This is a genomic window from Paeniglutamicibacter sp. ORCA_105 (assembly GCF_045798545.1).
Lineage (GTDB): Bacteria > Actinomycetota > Actinomycetes > Actinomycetales > Micrococcaceae > Paeniglutamicibacter > Paeniglutamicibacter sulfureus.
The window spans coordinates 124,377-146,306 of sequence record NZ_JBIXLM010000006.1 but is presented as its reverse complement, the minus strand read 5'-3'; the positions used below and the strand labels follow the sequence as shown (position 1 = coordinate 146,306).

Annotated in this window: 21 protein-coding genes and 1 riboswitch; of the genes, 15 read left to right on the top strand and 6 right to left on the bottom strand. The window is 63.2% G+C overall.

The features are described 5' to 3' along the window. Positions 1 to 833: 833 nt before the first annotated feature. From ACIPUB_RS04910 to xdhC, 3 genes are read left to right on the top strand one after another with little or no spacing between them, the layout of a single operon-like run. Complete coding sequence (locus ACIPUB_RS04910; RefSeq protein ID WP_407606348.1) at positions 834 to 2,342, top strand: xanthine dehydrogenase small subunit; 1,509 nt, start codon at positions 834 to 836, stop codon at positions 2,340 to 2,342. After that, positions 2,339 to 4,696, top strand: coding sequence for a xanthine dehydrogenase molybdopterin binding subunit (xdhB, locus tag ACIPUB_RS04905; RefSeq protein WP_407606347.1), 2,358 nt, complete (start codon positions 2,339 to 2,341; stop codon positions 4,694 to 4,696). Before ACIPUB_RS04910 ends, xdhB begins: the two co-directional genes overlap by 4 nt. Then, complete coding sequence (xdhC, locus tag ACIPUB_RS04900) at positions 4,693 to 5,499, top strand: xanthine dehydrogenase accessory protein XdhC (protein ID WP_407606346.1); 807 nt, start codon at positions 4,693 to 4,695, stop codon at positions 5,497 to 5,499. The genes xdhB and xdhC overlap by 4 nt, the downstream gene beginning before the upstream one ends. 98 nt (positions 5,500 to 5,597) lie before the next feature. Here xdhC and ACIPUB_RS04895 read toward each other — a convergent pair whose 3' ends face one another. After that, positions 5,598 to 6,029 carry a pyridoxamine 5'-phosphate oxidase family protein gene (locus ACIPUB_RS04895; RefSeq protein ID WP_407606345.1) on the bottom strand — a complete coding sequence of 144 codons (432 nt, stop codon included), beginning with the start codon at positions 6,027 to 6,029 and terminating at the stop codon, positions 5,598 to 5,600. 128 nt (positions 6,030 to 6,157) lie between these two features. Here ACIPUB_RS04895 and ACIPUB_RS04890 point away from each other — a divergent pair, with 128 nt between their 5' ends. From ACIPUB_RS04890 to ACIPUB_RS04880, 3 genes are all read left to right on the top strand, one after another. Further along, on the top strand, positions 6,158 to 7,237 hold the full coding sequence (locus tag ACIPUB_RS04890) for an App1 family protein (protein WP_264268443.1): 1,080 nt from the start codon (positions 6,158 to 6,160) through the stop codon (positions 7,235 to 7,237). Then, positions 7,238 to 7,702 (top strand): acyl-CoA thioesterase, encoded by a 465-nt coding sequence (locus ACIPUB_RS04885; RefSeq protein ID WP_407606344.1) that lies wholly within the window; start codon positions 7,238 to 7,240, stop codon positions 7,700 to 7,702. Between the two features lie 138 nt (positions 7,703 to 7,840). After that, positions 7,841 to 8,152 carry a hypothetical protein gene (locus ACIPUB_RS04880; RefSeq protein ID WP_407606343.1) on the top strand — a complete coding sequence of 104 codons (312 nt, stop codon included), beginning with the start codon at positions 7,841 to 7,843 and terminating at the stop codon, positions 8,150 to 8,152. Positions 8,153 to 8,305: 153 nt separating this feature from the next. On the opposite strand, the gene ACIPUB_RS04875 is transcribed toward ACIPUB_RS04880, so the two are convergent. Next, positions 8,306 to 8,740, bottom strand: coding sequence for a hypothetical protein (locus tag ACIPUB_RS04875; RefSeq protein WP_407606342.1), 435 nt, complete (start codon positions 8,738 to 8,740; stop codon positions 8,306 to 8,308). A 15-nt stretch (positions 8,741 to 8,755) separates the two neighbouring features. Further along, a riboswitch (SAM riboswitch) is annotated at positions 8,756 to 8,879 on the bottom strand. A 46-nt stretch (positions 8,880 to 8,925) separates the two neighbouring features. On the opposite strand from ACIPUB_RS04875, the gene ACIPUB_RS04870 reads away from it, so the two are divergent. Continuing rightward, the gene (locus ACIPUB_RS04870; RefSeq protein WP_407606341.1) at positions 8,926 to 9,531 is read left to right on the top strand and encodes a histidine phosphatase family protein; all 606 of its coding nucleotides are present in this window, start codon (positions 8,926 to 8,928) and stop codon (positions 9,529 to 9,531) included. A 76-nt stretch (positions 9,532 to 9,607) separates the two neighbouring features. Here ACIPUB_RS04870 and ACIPUB_RS04865 read toward each other — a convergent pair whose 3' ends face one another. Both ACIPUB_RS04865 and ACIPUB_RS04860 read right to left on the bottom strand, forming a co-directional pair. Continuing rightward, a complete protein-coding gene (locus ACIPUB_RS04865; protein ID WP_407606340.1) occupies positions 9,608 to 10,978 on the bottom strand; it encodes an APC family permease in 1,371 nt (456 codons plus the stop codon). Continuing rightward, positions 10,975 to 12,609: an amidohydrolase gene (locus tag ACIPUB_RS04860; RefSeq protein ID WP_407606339.1), complete on the bottom strand. Its 1,635-nt coding sequence runs from the start codon at positions 12,607 to 12,609 to the stop codon at positions 10,975 to 10,977. Before ACIPUB_RS04860 ends, ACIPUB_RS04865 begins: the two co-directional genes overlap by 4 nt. Before the next feature lie 87 nt (positions 12,610 to 12,696). Here ACIPUB_RS04860 and ACIPUB_RS04855 point away from each other — a divergent pair, with 87 nt between their 5' ends. Continuing rightward, positions 12,697 to 13,353, top strand: a complete 657-nt coding sequence (locus ACIPUB_RS04855) for a TetR/AcrR family transcriptional regulator C-terminal domain-containing protein (protein ID WP_264268436.1) — start codon at positions 12,697 to 12,699, stop codon at positions 13,351 to 13,353. Positions 13,354 to 13,428: 75 nt separating this feature from the next. Continuing rightward, positions 13,429 to 14,277, top strand: coding sequence for a siderophore-interacting protein (locus ACIPUB_RS04850; protein ID WP_302263413.1), 849 nt, complete (start codon positions 13,429 to 13,431; stop codon positions 14,275 to 14,277). Here ACIPUB_RS04850 and ACIPUB_RS04845 read toward each other — a convergent pair. Beyond that, complete coding sequence (locus ACIPUB_RS04845; RefSeq protein ID WP_407606338.1) at positions 14,274 to 15,194, bottom strand: DNA-3-methyladenine glycosylase family protein; 921 nt, start codon at positions 15,192 to 15,194, stop codon at positions 14,274 to 14,276. The genes ACIPUB_RS04850 and ACIPUB_RS04845 overlap by 4 nt on opposite strands. Beyond that, a complete protein-coding gene (locus tag ACIPUB_RS04840) occupies positions 15,191 to 15,787 on the bottom strand; it encodes a DNA-3-methyladenine glycosylase I (protein WP_407606337.1) in 597 nt (198 codons plus the stop codon). Before ACIPUB_RS04840 ends, ACIPUB_RS04845 begins: the two co-directional genes overlap by 4 nt. 63 nt (positions 15,788 to 15,850) lie before the next feature. On the opposite strand from ACIPUB_RS04840, the gene ACIPUB_RS04835 reads away from it, so the two are divergent. From ACIPUB_RS04835 to ACIPUB_RS04810, 6 genes are all read left to right on the top strand, one after another. Further along, a complete protein-coding gene (locus ACIPUB_RS04835) occupies positions 15,851 to 16,249 on the top strand; it encodes an ArsR/SmtB family transcription factor (RefSeq protein ID WP_407606336.1) in 399 nt (132 codons plus the stop codon). After that, positions 16,246 to 17,160, top strand: a complete 915-nt coding sequence (locus tag ACIPUB_RS04830) for a cation diffusion facilitator family transporter (RefSeq protein ID WP_407606335.1) — start codon at positions 16,246 to 16,248, stop codon at positions 17,158 to 17,160. The genes ACIPUB_RS04835 and ACIPUB_RS04830 overlap by 4 nt, the downstream gene beginning before the upstream one ends. Before the next feature lie 478 nt (positions 17,161 to 17,638). Next, positions 17,639 to 19,156 carry an APC family permease gene (locus ACIPUB_RS04825; protein ID WP_407606334.1) on the top strand — a complete coding sequence of 506 codons (1,518 nt, stop codon included), beginning with the start codon at positions 17,639 to 17,641 and terminating at the stop codon, positions 19,154 to 19,156. A 72-nt stretch (positions 19,157 to 19,228) separates the two neighbouring features. Further along, complete coding sequence (locus ACIPUB_RS04820) at positions 19,229 to 20,440, top strand: cytochrome P450 (protein WP_407606333.1); 1,212 nt, start codon at positions 19,229 to 19,231, stop codon at positions 20,438 to 20,440. 52 nt (positions 20,441 to 20,492) lie between these two features. Next, positions 20,493 to 20,684 (top strand): ferredoxin, encoded by a 192-nt coding sequence (locus ACIPUB_RS04815; protein WP_407606332.1) that lies wholly within the window; start codon positions 20,493 to 20,495, stop codon positions 20,682 to 20,684. A 2-nt stretch (positions 20,685 to 20,686) separates the two neighbouring features. After that, positions 20,687 to 21,916 carry an NAD(P)/FAD-dependent oxidoreductase gene (locus tag ACIPUB_RS04810; RefSeq protein WP_407606331.1) on the top strand — a complete coding sequence of 410 codons (1,230 nt, stop codon included), beginning with the start codon at positions 20,687 to 20,689 and terminating at the stop codon, positions 21,914 to 21,916. Positions 21,917 to 21,930 lie beyond the last annotated feature (14 nt).

Below are 21,930 nucleotides of genomic sequence, written 5' to 3'. Positions count from 1 at the left end.
CCGGACGGTGGCTCACCAGCTTCCCGGCCGCCGGAAACGGTCGGTACGCCACTGTTTCGCGCCCGAAGCACGACGGCTTGCCCGAATGGTCATCTGGAACCAATCCACGAGGTTCGGCGACAGTATTGCCGGATTGGCCCACTCTCCCACACGCCGGCAAGATGAAATCGTTGGCGCCGAAAACCCTGCAGCCGACCTGATCGATGGCATGGCATGGCATGGCGTTGGCGCTGGCGCACGTGACCGTGGGTGTCTCGTGCGAGCCGGCGGTGAACTACGCAAACAGGAGGTGCAACCAGGCCGTTGGGCAGGTGCGGAACCACTGCATCCGCATGGTGGGAACCAACTACCAATATGAAGCATGACACTGGTCACAGTCACTGCTATGGTCGGAGCATGTCTATGGCAGACACCTACAGGTGGTCGTTATCTACCGGGAGTGTCCCTGAATAGGTGGCTGGCGGATCTGGACGGAGCGGGTTTTCCGGTCTGTTCATTGGAAACCACGTAGGAGTCACAGCTGTGAACAACAGGACGGCCGGCTTTGAGTACAGAGGCCGCAGTCGAGCACAGCAAACTCCCGTGAACTTTTGACTGTTTTGTGAACCAACCACATTGATGATCTGAAAATGTCGGAGGACCTCTCATGGGTGGAACGATCGCGTGGCCGAAAGGGCAGATTGCCCACGGAAGCTAAGCTGGCCTGCACACAGCGAGCCAGCTGACCCGGACTTCGGCTCCTGACGCTGATACGCAGGCCGCTTTGTTGCGTGCCCATCATCGATCGTTCGTACACAGCGCTTTCCGCTCGGCGGGAAGTAGGAGGAAGCGGCATGACCGCCAAACCAACCACAGACTCCCAGTGCTTGATTACCGTTAACGGAGCGGTGCGGGAATTTACCGGACCAACGCATACCAACGCCCTGGACTTCCTGCGCGGTGAAGGACTTACCTCATGCAAGGAAGGGTGCGCCGAAGGTGAATGCGGGGCCTGTTCCATTCTGGTGGCCAGAGCAGACGGCGAAGCCACACGCTGGACCGCACTAAACGCCTGCCTCCTGCCGGCCGCTGCCCTTGACGGGCAGGAGGTGATTACCGCCGAAGGGCTGGGGGACCGCACCGACCTGCATCCGGTCCAGCAACAGATGGTCGAGCACGGTGGATCCCAATGCGGCTACTGCACCCCGGGATTCGTCTGCAGCATGGCCGCCGAATACTATCGACCGGAGCGGGCAACCGCCGCAGGCGCCCCGCCGAATGAAGAGGACGCAGGGGACCAACACTGCGGGCCAAATGGGTTTGACCTGCATGCGCTTTCAGGCAACCTGTGCCGGTGCACCGGGTACCGGCCCATCCGTGATGCCGCTTTTGCGCTCGGCACCCCGGCAGGGGACGACGCGCTGGCCGCCCGCCGCGACCAGCAGGCTCCGGCCGTCGTGCACACAGACCTGTCTCGCGCCGATACCCCCACAGCCCAGCTCGGCCGCTACCGGAGGCCCGGAACCCTGACGGCGGCACTGCGGATTCTCGCCGAGGAACCCGAGGTGCTGCCCCTCGCCGGTGGAACCGACTGGGGTGTGGAGGTCAACATCAAGGGGGCACGGGCCCGTTCACTGCTGGCCATCGACCGGCTGAGCGAAATGAGGCAACTGGATGTCACTGACACGCATATTGAGATCGGGGCGGCCTGCACTCTCAGTGAACTGGAACGTGGACTGCACGGACGGATCCCCTTGCTGGCCAAGCTCTTTGGCCAATTCGCTTCCCGGCTCATCCGCAACAGCGCGACCATCGGCGGGAACCTGGGCACCGGCTCACCCATCGGCGACACACCTCCGGCCTTGTTGGCCCTGGAAGCCGAGCTGGTGCTTGGCTCGGTGACGGGCCAACGGGTGGTGCCATTGGCCCACTACTTCACCGGGTACCGACAAACGGTCCGTCAGCCTGGCGAGCTGATCACCGTCATCCGCGTCCCGCTGCCCCTTTCCGGATTGACCTCATTCCAAAAAATCTCCAAGCGCCGCTTTGACGACATCTCCAGCGTGGCCATCGGCTATGCCCTGGCTGTCCAGGACGGCATCATCACCAAGGCGCGGATCGGCCTGGGCGGGGTGGCGGCCACCCCGTTGCGCGCGACCGCCACAGAAACGATGCTCGAAGGCCGGGCATGGGACCTGGAAACCATCCGCGCCGCGGCCCGGGTGATGGGCGAGGAAGGAACCCCGATGGATGACCACCGTGCCAGCGCCGAATACCGGAGGGCAATGCTTGCCTCCTCGCTGGAGCGGTTCTTCGCCGCACAACTGCAAGAGGCCAGCCGGTTGAAGGGAGAAGGCAAATGAGCCAGCTGTCCCAACGTCCTGGGCAACCCGTTGTCGGGGAGAGGCATCCGCATGAATCCGCGGTGGAGCACGTCACCGGAAGTGCGTTGTACACCGATGACCTGGACCGGCGGTTGGTCGGAGTGCTGCATGCCTACCCGGTGCAGTCAACGCAGGCGCACGCAAAAATCCTGAAAGTGGGTATCGACGGGGCCTACCGGGTTCCCGGCGTGGTCCGGGTGATCACGGCATCGGACATCCCCGGGGTCAACGACCAAGGTGCCAAACACGACGAACCGATGCTGCCGGTGGACAAGATCATGTTCTACGGCCAGCCTGTGGTGTGGGTGCTCGGCGAGGACCTGGAAGCTGCCAAGGCCGGGGCAGCCGCCGTTGAAGTGGACTACGAACCGCTCGACTCGTTGATCACCCTGCAGGATGCGATCGCCGCGCAAAGCTTCCACGGAATCCAGCCGGTGATCGACAAGGGCGACAGCCAAGCCGCCATCAGGGACGCCGCGCAGGTGTTTGAGGGGGAGTTCGAGTTCTCCGGCCAGGAACACTTCTACCTGGAGACCCAGAACTCGCTGGCCATGGTGGACGAAATCGGCCAGGTGATGATCCATTCATCCACCCAGCACCCCACCGAAACCCAGGACATCGTCTCCCACATACTGGGGATCCCCGCGCACCGGGTCACCGTCCAGGTGCTGCGCATGGGTGGCGCCTTCGGCGGCAAGGAAATGCAGTCGCATGGCTATGCCGCGGTGGCAGCCCTTGGGGCCTTGCTCACCGGGCGGCCGGTGCGGGTGCGGCTGGACCGCACGGTGGATATCACCATGACCGGCAAGCGCCACGGTTTTCATGCCAGCTGGAAAATCGGTTTTGACGACGAAGGAAAGATCGTGGGCCTGGATGCGACGCTGACCGCTGATGGAGGGTGGAGCCTGGACCTGTCCGAGCCGGTGCTGACCCGGGCGCTGTGCCATATTGACAATGCCTACTGGATACCAAATATCCGGGTTCACGGCCGGGTCGCCAAATGCCATAAGACCTCGCAAACGGCGTTCCGCGGCTTCGGGGGACCACAGGGCATGCTGGTCATGGAGGACATCTTGGGACGGGTGGCCCCGCAACTGGGGATGGGTGCCAGTGAACTGCGCCGCCGAAACTTCTACGTACAGGGGCAGGACACCCCGTACTACCAACCGGTGCGACACCCCGAACGGATGGAGGCCGCCTGGCAGCAGCTGCTGGACGGTGCGGAGATTGAACGTCGCGAAGCCGAGATTGCCCGATTCAACGGAAGTCATGAGCATGCAAAGCGGGCCTTGGCCCTGACACCGGTGAAATTCGGGATCTCCTTTAACCTCACCGCGTTCAACCAGGCCGGCGCCCTGGTGCTGGTTTACAAGGACGGTTCGGTGCTGGTGAACCACGGTGGCACTGAAATGGGGCAGGGGCTGCACACCAAGATCCTGCAGGTGGCAGCCACCACCCTCGGAGTCCCCCTCGATAGCGTGCGGATCGCACCGACTCGTACCGACAAGGTTCCGAACACCTCGGCCACGGCGGCCAGCTCGGGCAGCGACCTGAACGGCGGGGCCGTGAAGGATGCGTGCGAGCAGATCCGTGAACGGCTCGCCGAGGTAGCGGCCGTAAAGCTGGGTGTTCCCGCCCACGAGATCAGGTTTAGTCGCGGTACGGTCTCCAGCCTCAGTGGACGTGAATCCATCGGCTGGAATGAACTGGTTCATGCCGCTTACTTCCAGCGGGTCCAGCTTTCGGCAGCAGGTTTTTACCGGACCGAAGGGCTGCACTGGGACTTGGACATCATGAAGGGGGAACCGTTCAAGTACTTCGCCTATGGGGCGGCGGCCAGTGAAGTGGAGGTCAGCCGTTTCGACGGTTCGTACACCTTGCGCCGGGTGGATGTGGTGCACGACGTGGGGGATTCGCTTTCCCCGCTGATTGACCTGGGACAGATCGAAGGCGGATTCGTACAGGGGACGGGGTGGCTGACCCTGGAGGACCTGCGTTGGGACGCCAGCGACCGGCCCACCAGGGGACGGCTGGCGACCCAGAGCGCCAGCACCTACAAGATCCCGAGCCTGTCGGAAATGCCCGAGGTCTTCAATGTCTCGCTCCTGGACAAAGCCCATGAAGAGGGCGCGGTCTATGGTTCCAAGGCCGTGGGTGAGCCGCCACTGATGTTGTCACTTTCGGTGCGCGAGGCATTGCGCCAAGCCATTGCCGGTTTTGCCGAGCCCGGAACCAGTGTGTGCCTGGCTTCGCCGGCCACGCCCGAAGCGGTGTTCTGGGCGGTCCAGGCGGCTCGCGAGCACAGTGCATTGATCAGCGGGCGATCATCATGACCTGGATTGATGCGGTGATATGGCTGCGGGCCCAGCGTGCCCCGGCGGTGTTGATCACCGTGGTCCAAGTGCGCGGGCATGCACCGCGCGAGGCCGGGACCAAGATGGTTGCCACCATTGACGAGCTTTTTGAAACCATAGGTGGCGGCAACCTGGAGATGACCGCGGTGACACGGGCCCGGCAAATGCTCACCGAGTCGCTGCACGTGCCCGAAACAATGACCTTGCGGCTGAATGACAAGGCTCCGGCGACCTATGGTCGACAATGCTGTGGAGGAGAAGTGACGATCTTGCTTGAACCGATGGCCGTACCCCCGACTGTGGCGATCTTTGGCGTTGGCAATGTGGGTCTTGAACTTGCCCGCATTCTTTCTCGGCAGGACATTGAACTGTATTTGAGCGATTCCCGCGAGGAAAACCTGCAGGGGCTGGACGCACTTGAACCGGCGGTGGCGCGGATTCATCCGAAACCGGCCGTCATTGGCGAAGAAGTGCTCAGTCGGTTGCCTAGTGGAACACACGTGCTGATCATGACCCATGACCACGCCGAGGATTTCCACCTATGCGATGCTGCGTTGCGGCATCCGAATCTTGGCTCGATCGGCCTGATCGGGTCCAACGCCAAATGGCAGCGATTCCGCAAGAATCTTGCGCAAAGCGGACATGAGGAAGCTGTGATTGGGAGGATCGACTGCCCCATCGGAGATCCTGAGGTGGTGGGTAAGGATCCGGCCACCATTGCGGTGAGCGTAGCAGCCGACCTTCTCAAACGCATGATCAAGGTCAACCCCGTCAAGGTCTGATCATCAGCCGTCCGGCCCAGTGGATGTGGGGCTGCAAACGGCGATATCCAATTAATTCCAGTTGAACCGCCGACAACGCCGAAAATAACGCGCAGTACCTAGTCTGCCTCGGGCTGTGCCCCGAGGACGAAGTGGCGCCCCGAGATGCCGGTGACCTCAATCTTCACCCAGGATTCCTTTTGGGTGGGGATCCAAGGGGATACCCCGGAGCTGCGGGCCACTTCGATGTCCTTGCTGGTCTGCAATTGATGCGCCTGGCCGTGCACGACCACCGACCACGCCTCGTCGGAGAGGATGCCGTCGGCTTCGAAAGCGACCGCATCGTGCACCGTGAGGGCAGCAAGTTTTTCGCCCGGCCCGGTGCGGAGATAGATGGTCTTGTCCAACAGACCGAAGTTCACCGGGAAGATATCGATGGTGTTGCCCACGGCGGTTGCCAGACGGCCGTGGCTGGTCCTTCCGAGAAGGCCCCAGGACTCGTCGTCTGTCAGCGTTAGCACGGGCTCGTCTGCATCATGGTTGAACATCATGCCCCCACACTTCTATGAAATGTGCATAAATACCAGTGTGTCGAAGTTTGCCGCCTTATTTCACGCCGTGGCGGCGCGTCATCCTTTCGATCCACCTCATGCCACCAGCTCATGAAAGACTGGGGATCATGGTCAAGGAAACAGGATCAGAGCGTGCCCGGCATATTGCAGCACGCTTCGAGGATCGCCTTTACGAGCTTCGCGCGGAGAGCGCCCGAGAACGTGGGCTGATCCCCACGGTGCTGCCCTACACCGGATACGGCTTGTCGGATCCGGAGAACGGCTGGGTGCGCATCTTCGCCCGGGTGCTGCTGGCCAAGCCCGGCGCCTTCGAAGACGGGCGCCACCTCGCGAAGGTCATCACCGACGGCGTGCGGGGGTGGCGGAACTTCATGTCACCGATCCTGCCCCACGGCGAGATCGAGGCCCACATCAACGGCGAACGCTTCAAGGTGCAGGCGGACCGCGGGGGAGTGGTCGATGTCCGCGTGGCCGCCTCGCTGGAACCCGGCTGGAACGAGATCAGCCTGCACGTCGAGGGCGGGCCCACCGTCACTGCGCCGATTGTGGTCGTTGACGGGAAGCAGGAGTTCGGGGTGCTCTCGGACGTGGACGACACCGTGGTGGTCACCGCTCTGCCGCGCCCGCTGCTGGCGGCATGGAACTCGTTCGTGCTCTCCGAGCATGCGCGACTGGCCACACCGGGGATGCCGGTGATGATGGAGCGGCTGATGCGAGACAAGCCCGGCGCCCCCACCTTCTATCTCTCCACCGGTGCCTGGAACGTCGCCCAGACCCTGACCCGATTCCTCTCGCGCAACCTCTACCCGCAGGGCCCGCTGCTGCTGACCGACTGGGGCGCCACCGAGCGCGGCTGGTTCCGTTCGGGCATGCAGCACAAGGCCGACCAGTTGCGCCGTCTCGCCGCCGAATTCCCGAACATGAAATGGCTGCTGATCGGCGATGACGGCCAACACGACCCTTATCTCTACGCCGAATTCGCCCGCCGCTATCCCCGCCATGTCGAGGCCATCGTCATTCGCCAGCTGACCCCCTCCGAGGCGGTGCTGGCCGGTGGGCGCAGCCAGGGGATCCTGAATTCCACCCCCGGAGTGCCCTGGGTCTACGAGCCCGACGGGTCGCGCATCGCCGAGAAGCTGGAGGGCCTGGGCATCATCAGCCCCGATGACCCCGCAAGGATCGACTGAATGTCCGGACACAAGATCCGCGTCGAGGTCCCCATGCGTTGGGGAGACATGGATGCCTACGGACACATCAACAACGTGAACCTGGTCCGCATGATGGAAGAGGCGCGCATCGCCGGTTTCGGGGTGCCCGGCGGCACCGGAAAGCCCGGCATCATGCCGCAGGTCGACCTGTTCTCCACGGTCCCGGAAAACACGCAGATCCTGGTCGTCGAGCACCGCGTGCGCTACCTCAAACCGTTGGACTACCGCAACGTCCCGGCGCACGTGGACCTGTGGATCAGCACCATCAAGGCCGCGAGTTTCGACATCAGCTACGAGTTCCACGATCCGGTGGACGGCGGGGTGTGCGTTCGTGCTGCAACCACCCTGGCATTCTTCGCCGTTGACGAGCAGCGATTGCTTCGACTTAGCCCGGGGAACAAGGAAGCGCTGGCGCACTACGCGGCCGACCCGATTTTCCGCTAATGCTTTCTCTTTCCGGACGCAATGGACAATCGTTGCCGTGCAAGGCCTAATGCCCAGCCCCACCTAGGGACACGTCGAACCGTCACATTGAGACAAGCCTTGGACTCTCCCGTGCAATGCGTTGCTATTGTTCGGAGCATGAGCACTGAAACTGCACCTCAGGCCGACACCGTGTCCTTGGACGGCCGAGTATTCTGCGGCGTTGAGAATTCTGCAACAGGAGAAGTAGGGCAATCCACCACATTTACCTACCACCAAGATCACGAAGTGGTTTGGGCAGAGTACTCCGGTGGGGCGGTCGTCCGAGGCTATCTCGTCGGCACTCGCAATGCGGATAAATTAAACTTTCGCTACGTACACCTTGGCGCTAACAAGGAAACCTCAACCGGAGTTTGCGAATCGGTCATCGAGGTCCTTGAGGACGGTCGGGTACGTTTCCATGAATCGTAGGCATGGGAATCCCGACCGGAAACAGGAAACAGCATTGTCGAAGAGCTGAAGCAATAGCTCGTTCTAAACCACCGACAAATGCGTGGCCCGCCAAACACCGGTGGACTGCGACCGCCAACCTTGTGTCCAAGGCGGTTTTCGCCGCCCGGAATCCTAGGAAAGTTGCAGGTCACCCGTCAGGGACTCGAAGTCGCGGGCCAATTCCTCATCGCGGTCGAAGGTACATGCAGAGAGCGGTTCGGTGCTGAAGGAAAAGTAGCGCAGCCCGGCACTGTGGCGCGGATCGGCGGGAAGGGCAATCGCGTTGTTGTGGAAATTCACCCGCCCGAGTGAAATCCCCGGAGCCGGCTGCGGCGCAATGCGCAGCAGTTGCACAATGACCGGTAGGTCGTGGGCGAACACCTGGTGGTGGGTGCCTCCGGCAAAGACATGCAGTGTCAGGCCCTGGGTCAGGGACATCGCGACCTCGATGTCAGCGGGCGCCCAAAGCGTGGGGCGGGCCATGAGGCTCCTGATGGCCCGGGGATTGGTGCGGTGTCCGGAGTGGAACGAGGTACAGGTGTCGATGGAACGTGACTCATTGCGCAAGGTGGCGGCGCCTTTCGTGTGCTCTTGTCCCCAAGGCAGCGGCTGCTGCCAGGACCGCTTCGTCATCCGAACCACCCTTGAAGCATGGGGTTGGTGTCGCGCCGGGTCGGAGCCCAAAGCTGGCGCGTGTCTCGTGAAGCTGGTTTCATCGTACCAAACCACCGGCGACGTTTTAGAGTGAGTGAATGAGACTCATCTTGATCCGCCACGGGCAGACAGCCTCCAACGTGGCCCAGGCCCTGGACACCGCGGCCCCCGGCGCGCCGCTGGATGAGACCGGCCTGGCCCAGGCACGGGAACTAGTTCGGAGGCTCGGTGCCGAAGATGTGGACGCGGTCTTCTCCTCGCCGTTGCTGCGCGCCAAGATGACCGCAACGCCCTTGGCCGATTCCCGCGGACTTATCCTTGCCGAGCACGTGGGGCTGAGCGAAATCTCCGCCGGTGACCTGGAGATGCGCAACGATCCCGAGGCCCAGCTTGCCTACCGTGACGTGTTTTTCCGGTGGCTTTCAGGCGACCTTGCCGCCAAGGTTGCAGGCGGCGAGGATGCGCACACGGCACTGGATCGATTCAACTCAGTCATCGAACAGGCGCGCGCCGCTGGGACCGGAAAGCTGGTGGTGGTCAGCCATGCCGCAATGCTGGTGACATGGCTTGCCTCCCGAAGCACCAACTTCGACCCCGGCCTGCTGAGCCCTACGCCCCTGGCCAACACCGGGGTGGTGACGCTGGATGCTGCCGCCAAATCGCGGTGGACCATGCGCAGTTGGCAGGACCGGCGTCTGGACTAGAGGGTCCCGTTCGGCAAACGGCGATGCCGCCCGCACGGCGCCGAAACGTCGTGGGGGCGGCAATTCAGGATCGGCGTCAGTCCTCGAAGGAAAGCTTCGGCGGGGACGTGCGAAAGCCCTTGGTGCGGATGGCCAAAAAGCCGATTCCCGCGGCGAACCACATCAGTCCCACCACAAGACTGACGCCGGAGAGTGAGGTCCACAACCAAATGGTCAGCGCGAATCCCACCAGGGGCATGAGCAGGTAGAGCAACACCGAACGGGCACCGCGCGCCTTAGCATCCATGAAGAAGGTCTTGATGACCGAAAGGTTCACCATGGAGAACGCAACCAGGGCCCCGAAGCTGACCACCGAGGCCGCAGTCTCCAAGCTGACGAAGAGGTAGGTCAGCGACACCGCGGAGACCACGAGGGTGGCATAGACGGGGGTGGAAAAACGGCGATTGAGCATGCCCATGCGGCGCGGCAGCAATCCGTCACGGCCCATGGAGTACAGGATTCGGGTCACGCTGGCCTGCGAGGCCATGGCCGAACCAAATGACCCCACAACGTAGACCGCCACAAAGATCGCGGTGAGCACCGAACCGCCGACCCCTGCCATGAGCTCGACGCCCGCGGCATCCGGATCGGTGAAGGTGGTGTGGTCCGGGTGGATCAATGCCCCGGCCCAGCCAACGACGATGAAGATCAGGCCGCCGGCCAAGGTGGTGAGCACGATCGCGGCGGGAATCGTCTTGCCGGGATTCCTCGCATCCTCCGACAAGGTCGAAATAGCATCGAATCCCAGGAACGAGAGCGAGAGGATGGCAGCGCCGGAGAAGATCGGGCCCAGGCCGTCGGCGCCAAAGGAGAACGGTGCCAACAGGCTTGGGGCATCGGCGTTGAGGACCTGGTTGAGCACCAGCGCCACGAAGATGCCGATCATGAGCACCGAGGAGGCGACCACCGTGGCGCTGAGCCGGCCGATGAACTTGATGCCGATGATGTTCAGGCCCAGCACCAGCACGAGGGACACCAGCGAGAACGCCCAGGCGGGGACCGCAGGGAACTGCGTGTTGAGATAGATGCCGATGAGCAGAAAATTGATCATCGGGATGAACAAGTAGTCGAGCATCAGCGTCCAGCCCGTGGCAAAACCGACAGTTCCGCCGAAGGCCTGCTGGGTGTAGGCGTAGGCGGATCCGGCCTGCGGCACCGCCCGGGACATCTGGGCGTAGCTGAAGGACGTGAACAGCATGGTCACCAGCCCCACGATATAAGCGGCCGGCAGATGTCCGTTGGTCACCCCGGTCACCACGCCGTAGGTGGTGAACACCGTGACCGGCGCCATGTACGTCAGTCCGAAGAGCACCAGGAAAGGTATGCCCAGGACCCGCTTGAGCTCGGTGGGACGGGCGCCGTGTATGCTGCCGGATGCCGGAACATGAGCCGAGATCTTGGTATTCATCGTATTCCGTCCAATGCCGGTTCGGGTGTCGTCAGGTGGGTGGGTTTGCCGGCAAGCCAGGTGCCAAGGACCTTCACGCCGGCCACGTCGTGTTCCGCGATGGAGCGTGGATCGCTCTCCAGCCAGACCAGGTCCGCGATCTGCCCCGCTGCCAGGGTTCCGCGTTCGTGGTCGGCAAAGGCCTGGTAGGCGACCTGGGCGCTGTAGGAGTCCAGGGCATCGACAACGCCGTAGGGGGCCCCGGCCAGCGGAGGAATGTCGGGGTCGGACAGCCCTGTGCGGGTCACTGCCGTGCCGATGCCCGGCATCGGGTGGTGGTGTGTGACAGGCCAGTCGCTGCCAAAGGACACCCTGACGCCCGAGGCGGCGACCTCGCTGATCTGGAACTGCCGTGACGCCCGTTCGGCTCCAAGCCGTGGGAAGGTCAGTTCGGTCATGACGGTGTCCCGCTGGGCCCACAGCGGCTCGAAGTTCGCGATGACGCCCAATTCCCTGAACCGTGGCAGGTCGGTGGGGGAGATGGACTGCAGGTGGGCCATGACCGGTCGGCGGTCGCGTGGGCCGTTGGCGGCAACGACCGCCGCAATGGTGTCCAGTCCCTGACGAACGGCGGCGTCTCCGATGGCGTGTAGGTGCAATTGGAAACCCATGGAATCCACGGCGATCGCCGCATCGATGAGTGAGTGGTCTTCCCAATTGGGCAGGCCGCGGCTGCCGGGGCAGTCCGCATAGGCATCGATCATGTGGGCCGTGTGCGATTCAACGATCCCGTCCAGGAAGAACTTGATGGTGTTTGCGCTGAGCAGTTCCCCGCCGGCGGCGATCACGCGGTCCCTGGCTGCGGCAAATTCGGGCAGTTGCCCTGCCCAGCGCAACGGGTCAGCGCGGAAGGCAAGGTTCACCCGGGTGTGCAACGCCCCCTGTCGTGCGGCGGCGAGGTAGGCGTCGAGGGATTCCGTTTCCACCCATGCGTCTTGCACCCAACTGACACCGGCCCGGGCAAATGCCGAGGTGGCCCGGCTGAGGGCGGAGACCAAGGTGTCCTGGCCGTGTGCGGGAACATGGGCGGCAACCAGGTCGATGGCGCCGGGTTCGCACAACGTCCCCAGGGGAGAGCCGTCCGGGCGACGGATGATACGGCCGAGCTCGGGCTCTGGCGTGTCCGAGGTGATCCCGGAAATTTCCAGTGCCCGGGAATTTACCCATACCGTGTGGTAGTCCCAGGCGCGCAAGAGTACGGGGCGGTCGGAAACGACGCTGTCGAGCCATCGGGCATCGAAGCATCCATCTTCGGACAGTGTTGCGTCGTAGCTGGCACCGACGATCCATTCGTCCCCGGGGTGCTCGTCCGCCCAGCGTGCGACTGCGGCCAGGATTTCGTCGAGGTCCGTGCAGTGGCGGATCTGGGGACCGACGTCCTCGAGCCCGGCAAAGAGGGGGTGGGCGTGGCCGTCGCCGAAGGCGGGCCCGAGGTAGCCGCCGCGCAGGTCATGGAGGACATCGGCGATCGATGCCAGGTCCCCGGCGGCCGGACCTATGGCGGTGATGATTCCGTCGGTGACCGCCACGGCGGTCGTTTGCCCCGCAGGGGCACCGGCAACCGAGCCCGAATGAAAGACTGTCAAGGTCAAGGGGTGCAGCTCCCAACTAAATTTAATAAGATTAAATAAACTGTCGCCTACCTTATCTGTGGGCGGAGTCACACGCAAGGGGTTTTGGTGGATTCGTCAGAAGTTCGTCGCGCCGGTCGGCCGCGCACGTCGGTGCTTGACCGCGAAAGGATCCTCGTCGCGGCCCTTAGGCTGCTCAATTCAGTGGGGCCGGAGAAGTTCTCCATGGCAGCGCTCGCCGGCGAGCTTGGGGTCAAGCCGCCCGCGCTCTACCACCACGTCAAGAACAAGCAGGCGCTGTTGGTGGGGATGCGCGAGGTAGTCAATGAGAGCATTGATGTCAGTGGTTTCGGAAGTTTGTCCTGGCGGGAAGCCGTGGAGCGCTGGGCTCGGTCCTACCGGGCCGCATTTTCCGCACACCCAAATGCCATTGCCCTGTTGGCCACCGAGCCCATCACAGGGGCGACTCGAACCTTGGCCATGTATGAATGCGTAGTGCAGGGATTCCTTGCCGCCGGCTGGGAGGCCTCCGCAGTCATGGGCGACATGGTGGCGTTGGAGTCGTTCATCCTGGGATCCGCGCTTGATGTGGTTGCCCCGGATGACATGTTCGATCCCGGCGACGCCGCTGCGCAAACCCCGGGGCTGGCCGGAGTCCTCGCTGCGCAGTCTGCGCTTGAGGGCTCGCGCGCGAACCATTCCTTTGAGGTCGGGCTGGCGATCATGATCGACGGTCTGGCCCGGCGCAATGGAGTAGGCATGTGAAGTTGGCATTGGCTTGGTCGATGCCCCATCGAATAGGATAGGTTTACCTTCCCTAATCCAAGAAAGTGGTAATTAGTGAGTACGCAGCGTTCAGCACGTCCGGTTCGGCCCCAGGTAGTCCTCGAGGTTTTGGCGAGCGAGCGACTGAGTCCCCACATGATGCGACTGACCTTCGGCGGGCCGGGGTTCGTGAACTTCCAGGACAAGGCCGTCTCCGACCGCTACGTCAAGATCCTCTTTGCCAAGCCCGAACTCGGGCTGGTTCCGCCGTATGACCTCGATGCCCTGCGCGAGCAGCTGGCTCCGGAAGACTTCCCGGTTCGACGCACTTACACCCTGCGCCACGTGGATCTCGAGGCCCAGACCGTGCAGATCGACTTCGTCATCCACGGCGACCAAGGCCTGGCCGGGCCCTGGGCGCAAAACGCCAAGATCGGTGATCAGATCTGCTTCGCCAGCCCGGGCGGGCTCTACACTCCCGACCCGGCATTCGACCGCCACCTGCTGATCGGCGACGAGACAGCGCTTCCGGCGATTTCCGCAGCCGTCGAGGATATGACGCCGGACATGGTGGGCGACATCTACCTTGAGGTGTCCGGTCCCGAGGACGAGGTTCAGCTGGATGTGCCCGCCGGGGTCAACCTCCACTGGTTGCACCGCGGCGGCTACTTCACCCCGGAGAACACCAAGCTCGAGGAAACCGTGCGCAACTCCGACTGGCACGAGGGGACCGTGCAGGTCTTCGCCCACGGCGAGCGTGAGACCATGAAGTCGCTGCGTGCCTACCTCAACGGGGAGCGAGGGGTGGACCGCAAGGCCATGTCGCTCTCCGCCTACTGGGCCTACGGGCGTGCTGAGGACGAATTCCAGGCCGAAAAGAAGACGCCCATCGGGCAGATCTACCCCGAGGCGATGAACGCCTAGCCAGGTTGCAGGCCGGGGCGACCCCTGTTGTCCGAGGCTCCGGGCTTGGGTGAATCGGTCGACACCGGTGCCAATGGGTCCGAGGCCCACAGGTGGACCATGGCGTAGGACCGGTATGGCGCCCAGGATTCCGCCAACCTGGATGCCTCGCGTTCAGTGATCCTGTTGAGGGCTCGCCTCGCAACCAGGTCGCCGGGCACGAATGCATCCGGATCGCTGCGGCCGCGCATCTGCAGGTAGTCGGCCGTCCAGGGGCCGACGCCGCGCAGTGCCAGAAGTTCGGTGCGGTCCAATGGGATACCCGCGGCACCGGAAAAATTCCTGGCGTCGAAGCTTTCCGCCATGGCGAACAAGGTGGCCGCGCGGGACTTGGTGAGGCCAATGGTTTCACGCAGCACGTCAACACCGTGCTCGACCACCGCCTCCGGCGTGGGGAAAAGGCGAAGGCCGTCTGGCCCGTCGTTGCCGTAGGCGCCTACGAACCGTCCGCCAAAGGTCCGGCCGGCCGCCAGGGACACCTGCTGGCCAAGAATGGTGGTGGCTGCGGCCTCGAAGCCGTTGAGGTATCCCACCAGGCGCAGCCATGGCCGGGAGCGGACCAGGGGGCCGAGCAACGGGTCGCGGGCGAAATGCCCTTGCATGGGCGTGAGGTCCGAATCCAGGTCAAGCCACGCTCGAACCACGACCTCCAGCTCGTCAAGGCCCCGGGTGTCGGCCTCGGCGCAGTAAAGTCCGACCCCGTCCTCGACAAACTCCAGCCGGACAGACTTCGGCCCCGAAGCCGTCGAAACCGCCCGGGTGTGCCGCAACGCGTCGGGCTCGTGGATGTCGAGCGTGGGGATCGAATGGATGCCGAGCGTACGCATCATGTGCCCGGGGTCCAGTAATCCGTTGGATTTCAGGAAGCGCGAGCTCATGCCGTCCAGATGCCCGAGGTGCCGCGGCGATGGGATCCCAACAAGTGGGTGTCCACGATGCCCAATGCCTCCATGAGCGCAAACATGGTCGTAGGTCCCACGAAGGCGAAGCCGCGCTTCTTCAGCGCCTTGGACATCGCCACGGATTCGGGGCTGGTGGTGGGGATGTCTTCGAGCGCGTTCGGTGCCGGGGTGGAATCGGGCTGGAACGACCAGATGAAGTCGGCCAGGCCGCCGTCCTCGCGCAGTGCGATGGTGGCCTTCGCGTTCTTGATGGTTGCAAGGATCTTGGCGCGGTTGCGGATGATCCCGGCGTTGCCCAGCAGCTCTTCGACCTTCGCCTCGCCGAAGCCTTCAATGACCTCGGGGTCGAACCCGGCGAAGGCCTCGCGGAAATTCTCGCGCTTGCGCAGGATGGTGGACCAGGACAGCCCGGCTTGGAACGCCTCGAGGCTCAGCCGCTCAAAGACGCCGTGCTCATCACGCACCGGCATTCCCCACTCGGTGTCGTAATAGGTGCGCATCATCGGGTCAGTCGCCGCCCAGGACGGTCGAGCGAGGCTGTCTTCGCCAATGATTATTCCGGTGCTCATGTTCCAATCCTGCCACGGCTTTTCCTCGTTGGCTTTATCGCCACAAATCGCTATCATCGTAATATGACGATGCCAGATCGAGCGGACCACGAACGCCAGGACGCCCTTGAAAGCCATGCAGCAGCGGCGGCCCTTTTCCATGGACTGGCCGACCCCACTCGGCTGATGATCCTGGCGCACCTGCGCACCGGGGAGCACAAGGTCAAGGAACTCACCGAGCACCTGGGTCTGGCCCAGAGCACCGTGAGCGCCCACCTTTCTTGCCTCCGCGACTGCGGCCTGGTGACCTCGCGGGCACAGGGTCGGGCCAGCATGTTCTCGCTGGCAAACCCGCAGCTGTTGCTGGAGCTGCTGGGGGATGCGAACCACTACATCGGCATCAGTGAAGACCACGAACTGGACACGCACGACTTCACCGCGGTCCATGATTCTTCCCGGGCGCAGGAAGGCGTGCGCCAATGAGCCACGACCACGACCACGGTTCGGCCACCACCAACCGCAAGAAGCTGGCCTGGGCCTTTGGCATCACCGCGACGATCCTCATCGCCGAGTTGATCGGTGCATTTCTCACCAACTCGTTGGCGCTGCTCGTTGATGCCGCACATATGCTCACCGATTCCACCGGCCTGCTGCTGGCACTGACCGCGGCCACGCTGGTCATGCGAAAGCCCACGGCCAAGCGCACCTGGGGCTTCCGCCGGGCGGAGGTGCTCTCCGCGACCCTCCAGTCGGCCCTGCTGCTCGGTGTGGGTGTCTATGCACTGATCGACGGCGTTCGCCGCCTCTTCGAGCCGACGGAAATCTCCGGCGGCGGTCTGCTGGTTTTTGGCATCATCGGCCTGCTTGGCAATGTCGCCTCGATGCTGATCCTGGCTTCCGGCAAGGAGGACAACCTGAACATGAGGGCCGCCTTCCTGGAAGTCGTCAACGACGCCCTGGGATCCGTTGCCGTGATCATCTCCGCGATCGTCATCTCCACGACCGGCTGGATGCAGGCGGACTCGATCGCCGCCATGTTGATAGCTGCGCTGATCATCCCGCGTGCGTTGAAGCTGCTGGGGGAGACCACGCACATCCTGTTGGAATCCACCCCCAAGGGCCTTGACCTCGAAGACGTCCGCGCCCACCTGGTTTCGCACCCGCTGGTGCTGGCCGTCCATGACCTGCACGCCAGCCAGATCGCCTCGAACCTGCCCATCCTTTCGGCGCACGTGGTGGTGGAGGACGAAGCGTTCCACACCGGCGCCGCGGCAACCCTGCTGGGTGAATTGCAGTCGTGCGTGGCTGAGCACTTCGAGGTGAGCATCGAGCACTCGACCTTCCAGATCGAGTCCCACAGCCACCAGGCCCCGGAGCACGAGCGGCACGAGTAGCCGATTCGCGGACCAACCCGTGCGGCGGGACATCGGACATCGAATGAAGCGCTCGTGGTCTAGTTTTTTGAAACTGGACCACGAGCGCTTTCGTTTTGTCGACTCTTCACCCAAGTGCCCATGACCGAGCTTCCTCGGCTCAACAGGGTCCCGCGCCAGCCGGGCAAGAGCATTCGGTGTCCTAATTTTACATTTAGAAATGTAGGTAATAAGTCAAGGAGCAACGCTTCGTGCCATTGTCTTCGCGTATCCATAACGTCAGGCCTTCGACGATGAAGTCCGTGATCTGTAAGCGTCTTTGCGCAAATTGTGGGCATTGTCGGTCGGCTGTCTCTCTTGGGGGATTCTAGTTCGAGGGCTTGTGCGCTAAATCATTCAACGCTATAGTTTTTTTTACCGGAAGCCACGTGATGCAAGTCACAAGGGTGCGTGGCTCGGTTCACTCGATCCATTCATCGAAATCCAACAAGGAGACGTCGTGTCCATAGAGTCACGTAATGTACCTGAGGCCTCATCGCACACGCATGACGAGGACGCCGCACACCTGGCAGCTCTCGGTTACGAGTATGAAACCCAGTTCAAGCGGGAAATGACGTTCTGGGGGAACGTCTCGCTGGGATTCACCTACCTATCGCCCGTGGTGGGAATCTATTCTCTCTTCGCAATCGCGTTGGGCACCGCCGGGCCCCCAATGTTCTGGTCATTGCTCATCGTGGGAGTCGGGCAGATGTTCGTCGCCATGGTCTTTGGTGAAATCGTGTCGAACTACCCGGTGGCCGGCGGGGTATACCCGTGGTCGCGACGCCTGTGGGGCCGCAAATGGGGCTGGATGAATGGCTGGGTTTACCTCGTCGCGCTTCTGACAACGATTGCCTCTGTTGCATACGGCGCTGGCCCGTACCTTGCTGCATTCCTCGGACTGGAAAGCAGCGTCAACGCAACCATCCTGGCGGCGCTGGTCATTATCGCGCTGGCAACCTGCCTCAACCTCCTCGGCACCGGAGTCCTGAACAAGGTCGCCATGCTCGGCCTGATCGCAGAACTCGGCGGTGCCGTCGTCGTCGGCCTCTGGCTGATTATCGGCCACCGCAACCATGACCTGGGGGTCCTCTTTGACACCTTCGGTGCCGGTGAAGGTTCCGACTACTTCGTGGCCTTCGCGGCCGCCGGACTGATAGGCATTTTCCAGTACTACGGCTTTGAAGCCTGCGGTGACGTGGCGGAAGAAGTCCCGAACCCGGGCCGCACCATCCCCAAGGCCATGCGCATGACCATTTACATCGGTGGAGCGGCGGCGATGTTCGTCTGCCTCTCGCTCATTCTCGCAGTCCCCGACTTCGGTGCAGTGATTTCGGGTGCCGACTCCGACCCACTTGTCGGTGTGCTGCTGGCGGCCTTTGGTCCGGTTGGATACAAGATCGTGCTCGCTGTTGTCCTGATTTCGTTTGTCTCTTGCGTGTTGAGCCTGCAGGCCGCCGCGAGCCGCCTGACCTACTCGATGGCCCGCGACGGGATTCTGCCATTCAGTTCCCTGCTCAGCCGATTCAGCGATCGCCGCCACGTTCCGCCGAATGCACTGCTGATCGCCGGCGTGTTCCCCGCGCTGGTCGTGATCGGTTCCAAGATTTCCGAAGATGCGCTGGTCGCCATTATCTCCTTCGCAGCCATGGGCATGTACCTGGGTTTCCAAATGGTCGTGCTTGCCTCACTGAGGGCGAGGCTCAAGGGCTGGAAGCCGGCAGGCAAGTACCAGCTTGGTCGCTGGGGCGTTCCGGTCAACGTGATGGCCCTGCTGTGGGGCGTCCTGGGCATGATCAACATGGCCTGGCCGCGGACACCGGAAGCGGGATGGTTCGCCAACTACATCGTCTTGATTTCCTCGATCTTCGTCCTGGGAATCGGGGGCCTGTATCTGGCGCTTCGCAAACCCCACCTCAAGGGAAACGCCCCCGCCGCCGATGCCATCAATACCCAGGTATCCGCCGCCGGCAGCTAAAACCACGCAAGCACCGTCAGCCGTCGGCCAAGCGCCCAAAGTAGACCAATACCACCACGAGAGGATCACACCATGAGTGTCGAAACCGCCCCGAACCAACTCAACGTCCCCTATCTCGACATCTCTGATCCGAGCTTCGCCATGCAGTCCGAAGAGCTCCGGAACGCCCGCGAGGCCAGCTGGTTTGCGAAAACCAACTACGGCATCGCCGTGTTGCGCTATGACGAAGTCAGCAAGCTGCTCAAGAGCCCCAAGCTCATCCAGGGCAGTGCCAAGTGGCCCGCGCACAACGGCGTGCATGGCGGCTTGTTCTTTGACTGGTGGACCAAGAATCTGCTCGTGTTGGAGGGAGAGGACCACCACCGGATTCGTCGCCTGCTCAACCCGGCATTTTCCCCGCGGCTGATCAAGGACCTGGTTCCACGCTTTCAGTCGCTGGCCAACGAACTCATCGACGATTTCATCGACAGCGGTTCCTGCGAGTTCATCGGAGACTTCGCCGAACCGTACGCCACCCGCGTGCTGACAATCCTGTTGGGCATCCCGGAAAGCGAATGGCCAACCATCGCCCGGCTTGCCTCCACGATCGGACTTGCATTGGGCGTCACCTTCAAGCAGGACCTGGACAAGGTCGACGCGGCAGTGGCCGAGCTCTACGCCTACGCCGAGGACCTCATCAAGGATCGCCAAGCGAACCCGGGTGAAGACTTCGTCTCCCGGCTGGTCCTGGCCAGCCGGGATGGCGACAAGCTCAACGACGAGGAACTCCGCAACGCCCTGGTGCTGCTGATCTTCGGGGGCATGGACACCACCCGCAACCAGTTGGGCCTGGCCATGCAGTCCTTCATGCGCAACCCGGACCAGTGGGAACTGCTGGCCGAACGACCGGAGCTCGGGGCCAAAGCCGTGGAGGAGGTCATGCGCATCAACCCGACAGTCACATGGGTGACCCGCGAGGCTGTCGAAGACTTCACCTACCAGGGGCTTGAGATCGCCGCCGGCACCACCGTGCACCTGTTTACCCAGGCCTCCGGCACCGACCCGCTCGCTTTCCCCAACCCCGAACTGGACCTGCTTGGCGAGCACCCCGCCCACTACGGATTTGGCGGGGGAGTGCACCACTGTCTTGGTCACTTCGTGGCACGCGCCGACATGAGTGAAGCGCTTCCGCTGCTGGCCAGCCGGCTTGCCAACCCGCACCTGACCGGTGGGGACGAATGGCTGCCCGACTCGGGCAACACCGGCCCGATCCGGCTTCCCATCGGATTCACCAAGCGTCGCTAGGCCCCGTCCACCGCTTCACATCACCACCAGCACTAAGGAAACGAGCTCCACCATGGCACAGATCACCGTCGACCGTAAACTATGCGACAACCATGGCCAGTGCGCCATCGCCGCCCCGAAAGTCTTCTCGATGAGCGACGAAGGGGTCCTTGAATTCGAGGAAACTTTCGACGATGCATTGCTGGACGAAGTCGAGGAAGCCATCGATGTGTGTCCGGTCCAAGCCATCTTCGTGAAGGACTAGCCATGCGCGAGCGGATCATCGTCGTCGGCGCTTCGCTCGGGGGACTACGCGCCGCCGAACAGCTGCGGGCAACCGGATGGGAGGGCGAAATCCTGGTCATCGGGGAGGAAAATCATCCGCCCTACAATCGGCCCCCGCTCTCCAAGGAGGTCCTGGCCGAACCAGGAACCCCCCAGGAGGCACTTGCAAGGCTGGCCTTCAGGCCCCGACGCAGTGCCACCGGAATCCAGTGGCGGTTGGGAACCCGCATCACCGCCTCCAACCTCGCCGACCGAACCGTCACCTTAGACGACGGGGAAGAACTTGGTTTCGATGGGCTGGTGATAGCCACGGGGCTGCGTCCGGCCCGGGTTGCGGTTCCCGGACCCCTGGCCGGACGCCACGTCTTGCGCAGCATTGAAGACGCCCTGGCCCTGCACGCGGTGCTGCTGCCGGGAACCCGGGTCGGGGTCATCGGCTCGGGGTTCATCGGATGCGAAAGCGCGGCCACCGCGGCCTCGCTGGGCTGCGCAGTGACCCTCGTGGAGGGACGCACTGGCCCCATGGAGCGACCTCTGGGATCGGCACTTTCCGCCGGGGTGCGGGAAATGCTCTCGCGTCGCGGTGTGGACTGCCGGGAGGCGGTCTCCGTGGTCGCCTATCGGGGAGATGGATCCTGCACCGGCATCGAGCTTTCCGACGGCAGCACGGTGTCTGCGGACGTGATCATCGAGGCCGTGGGATCCCATGCCAATGTCGAATGGCTGCAGGGAAACGGACTGGACCTAGGCGACGGCGTGGAATGCGACAGGCACCTGCGGGTCCTGGCCGCCGACGGGCAGCCGATGCCAGACGTCGTCGCCGTCGGTGACATCGCGCGGTACCCCGATGTCCGCAGCGGGCTTCCCGCCCGGCGCGTGGAGCACTGGGCGACGCCCACCGACACTGCCAAGATTGCGGCCTCGGCACTGGTCGCCGGGATCGCAGGCCGGGCGCCGGCAGAGGCCCCCGCCCCGCTTCCGTCTTTCTGGACCGAGATCTTCGGAACCCGGATCAACGGCGTCGGTTCCCCTGCCCTCGCCGAGGAAACCCGAATCCTGGAGGGCGACCCCGGCCAGCCCCAGGAGGGAGTCGCGGTGGGCTACTACCGCGGGAACACGCTCATAGGCGTCGTCAACGCCGGCTTGCCGGCATCGCGGCACTTGCATTACCGCCAGCTGGTGCTCGACGCCGGCGCACTTGTCACCAACTAAGACTTCCAGAAGAA

Bases quoted from the DNA above. Each gene is read 5' to 3' on its own strand.
- ACIPUB_RS04910 (WP_407606348.1), top strand. From the start codon at position 834: ATGACCGCCAAACCAACCACAGACTCCCAGTGCTTGATTACCGTTAAC.
- xdhB (WP_407606347.1), top strand. From the start codon at position 2,339: ATGAGCCAGCTGTCCCAACGTCCTGGGCAACCCGTTGTCGGGGAGAGG.
- xdhC (WP_407606346.1), top strand. From the start codon at position 4,693: ATGACCTGGATTGATGCGGTGATATGGCTGCGGGCCCAGCGTGCCCCG.
- ACIPUB_RS04895 (WP_407606345.1), bottom strand. From the start codon at position 6,029: ATGATGTTCAACCATGATGCAGACGAGCCCGTGCTAACGCTGACAGAC.
- ACIPUB_RS04890 (WP_264268443.1), top strand. From the start codon at position 6,158: ATGGTCAAGGAAACAGGATCAGAGCGTGCCCGGCATATTGCAGCACGC.
- ACIPUB_RS04885 (WP_407606344.1), top strand. From the start codon at position 7,238: ATGTCCGGACACAAGATCCGCGTCGAGGTCCCCATGCGTTGGGGAGAC.
- ACIPUB_RS04880 (WP_407606343.1), top strand. From the start codon at position 7,841: ATGAGCACTGAAACTGCACCTCAGGCCGACACCGTGTCCTTGGACGGC.
- ACIPUB_RS04870 (WP_407606341.1), top strand. From the start codon at position 8,926: ATGAGACTCATCTTGATCCGCCACGGGCAGACAGCCTCCAACGTGGCC.
- ACIPUB_RS04865 (WP_407606340.1), bottom strand. From the start codon at position 10,978: ATGAATACCAAGATCTCGGCTCATGTTCCGGCATCCGGCAGCATACAC.
- ACIPUB_RS04845 (WP_407606338.1), bottom strand. From the start codon at position 15,194: ATGAGCTCGCGCTTCCTGAAATCCAACGGATTACTGGACCCCGGGCAC.
- ACIPUB_RS04840 (WP_407606337.1), bottom strand. From the start codon at position 15,787: ATGAGCACCGGAATAATCATTGGCGAAGACAGCCTCGCTCGACCGTCC.
- ACIPUB_RS04835 (WP_407606336.1), top strand. From the start codon at position 15,851: ATGACGATGCCAGATCGAGCGGACCACGAACGCCAGGACGCCCTTGAA.
- ACIPUB_RS04830 (WP_407606335.1), top strand. From the start codon at position 16,246: ATGAGCCACGACCACGACCACGGTTCGGCCACCACCAACCGCAAGAAG.
- ACIPUB_RS04820 (WP_407606333.1), top strand. From the start codon at position 19,229: ATGAGTGTCGAAACCGCCCCGAACCAACTCAACGTCCCCTATCTCGAC.
- ACIPUB_RS04815 (WP_407606332.1), top strand. From the start codon at position 20,493: ATGGCACAGATCACCGTCGACCGTAAACTATGCGACAACCATGGCCAG.
- ACIPUB_RS04810 (WP_407606331.1), top strand. From the start codon at position 20,687: ATGCGCGAGCGGATCATCGTCGTCGGCGCTTCGCTCGGGGGACTACGC.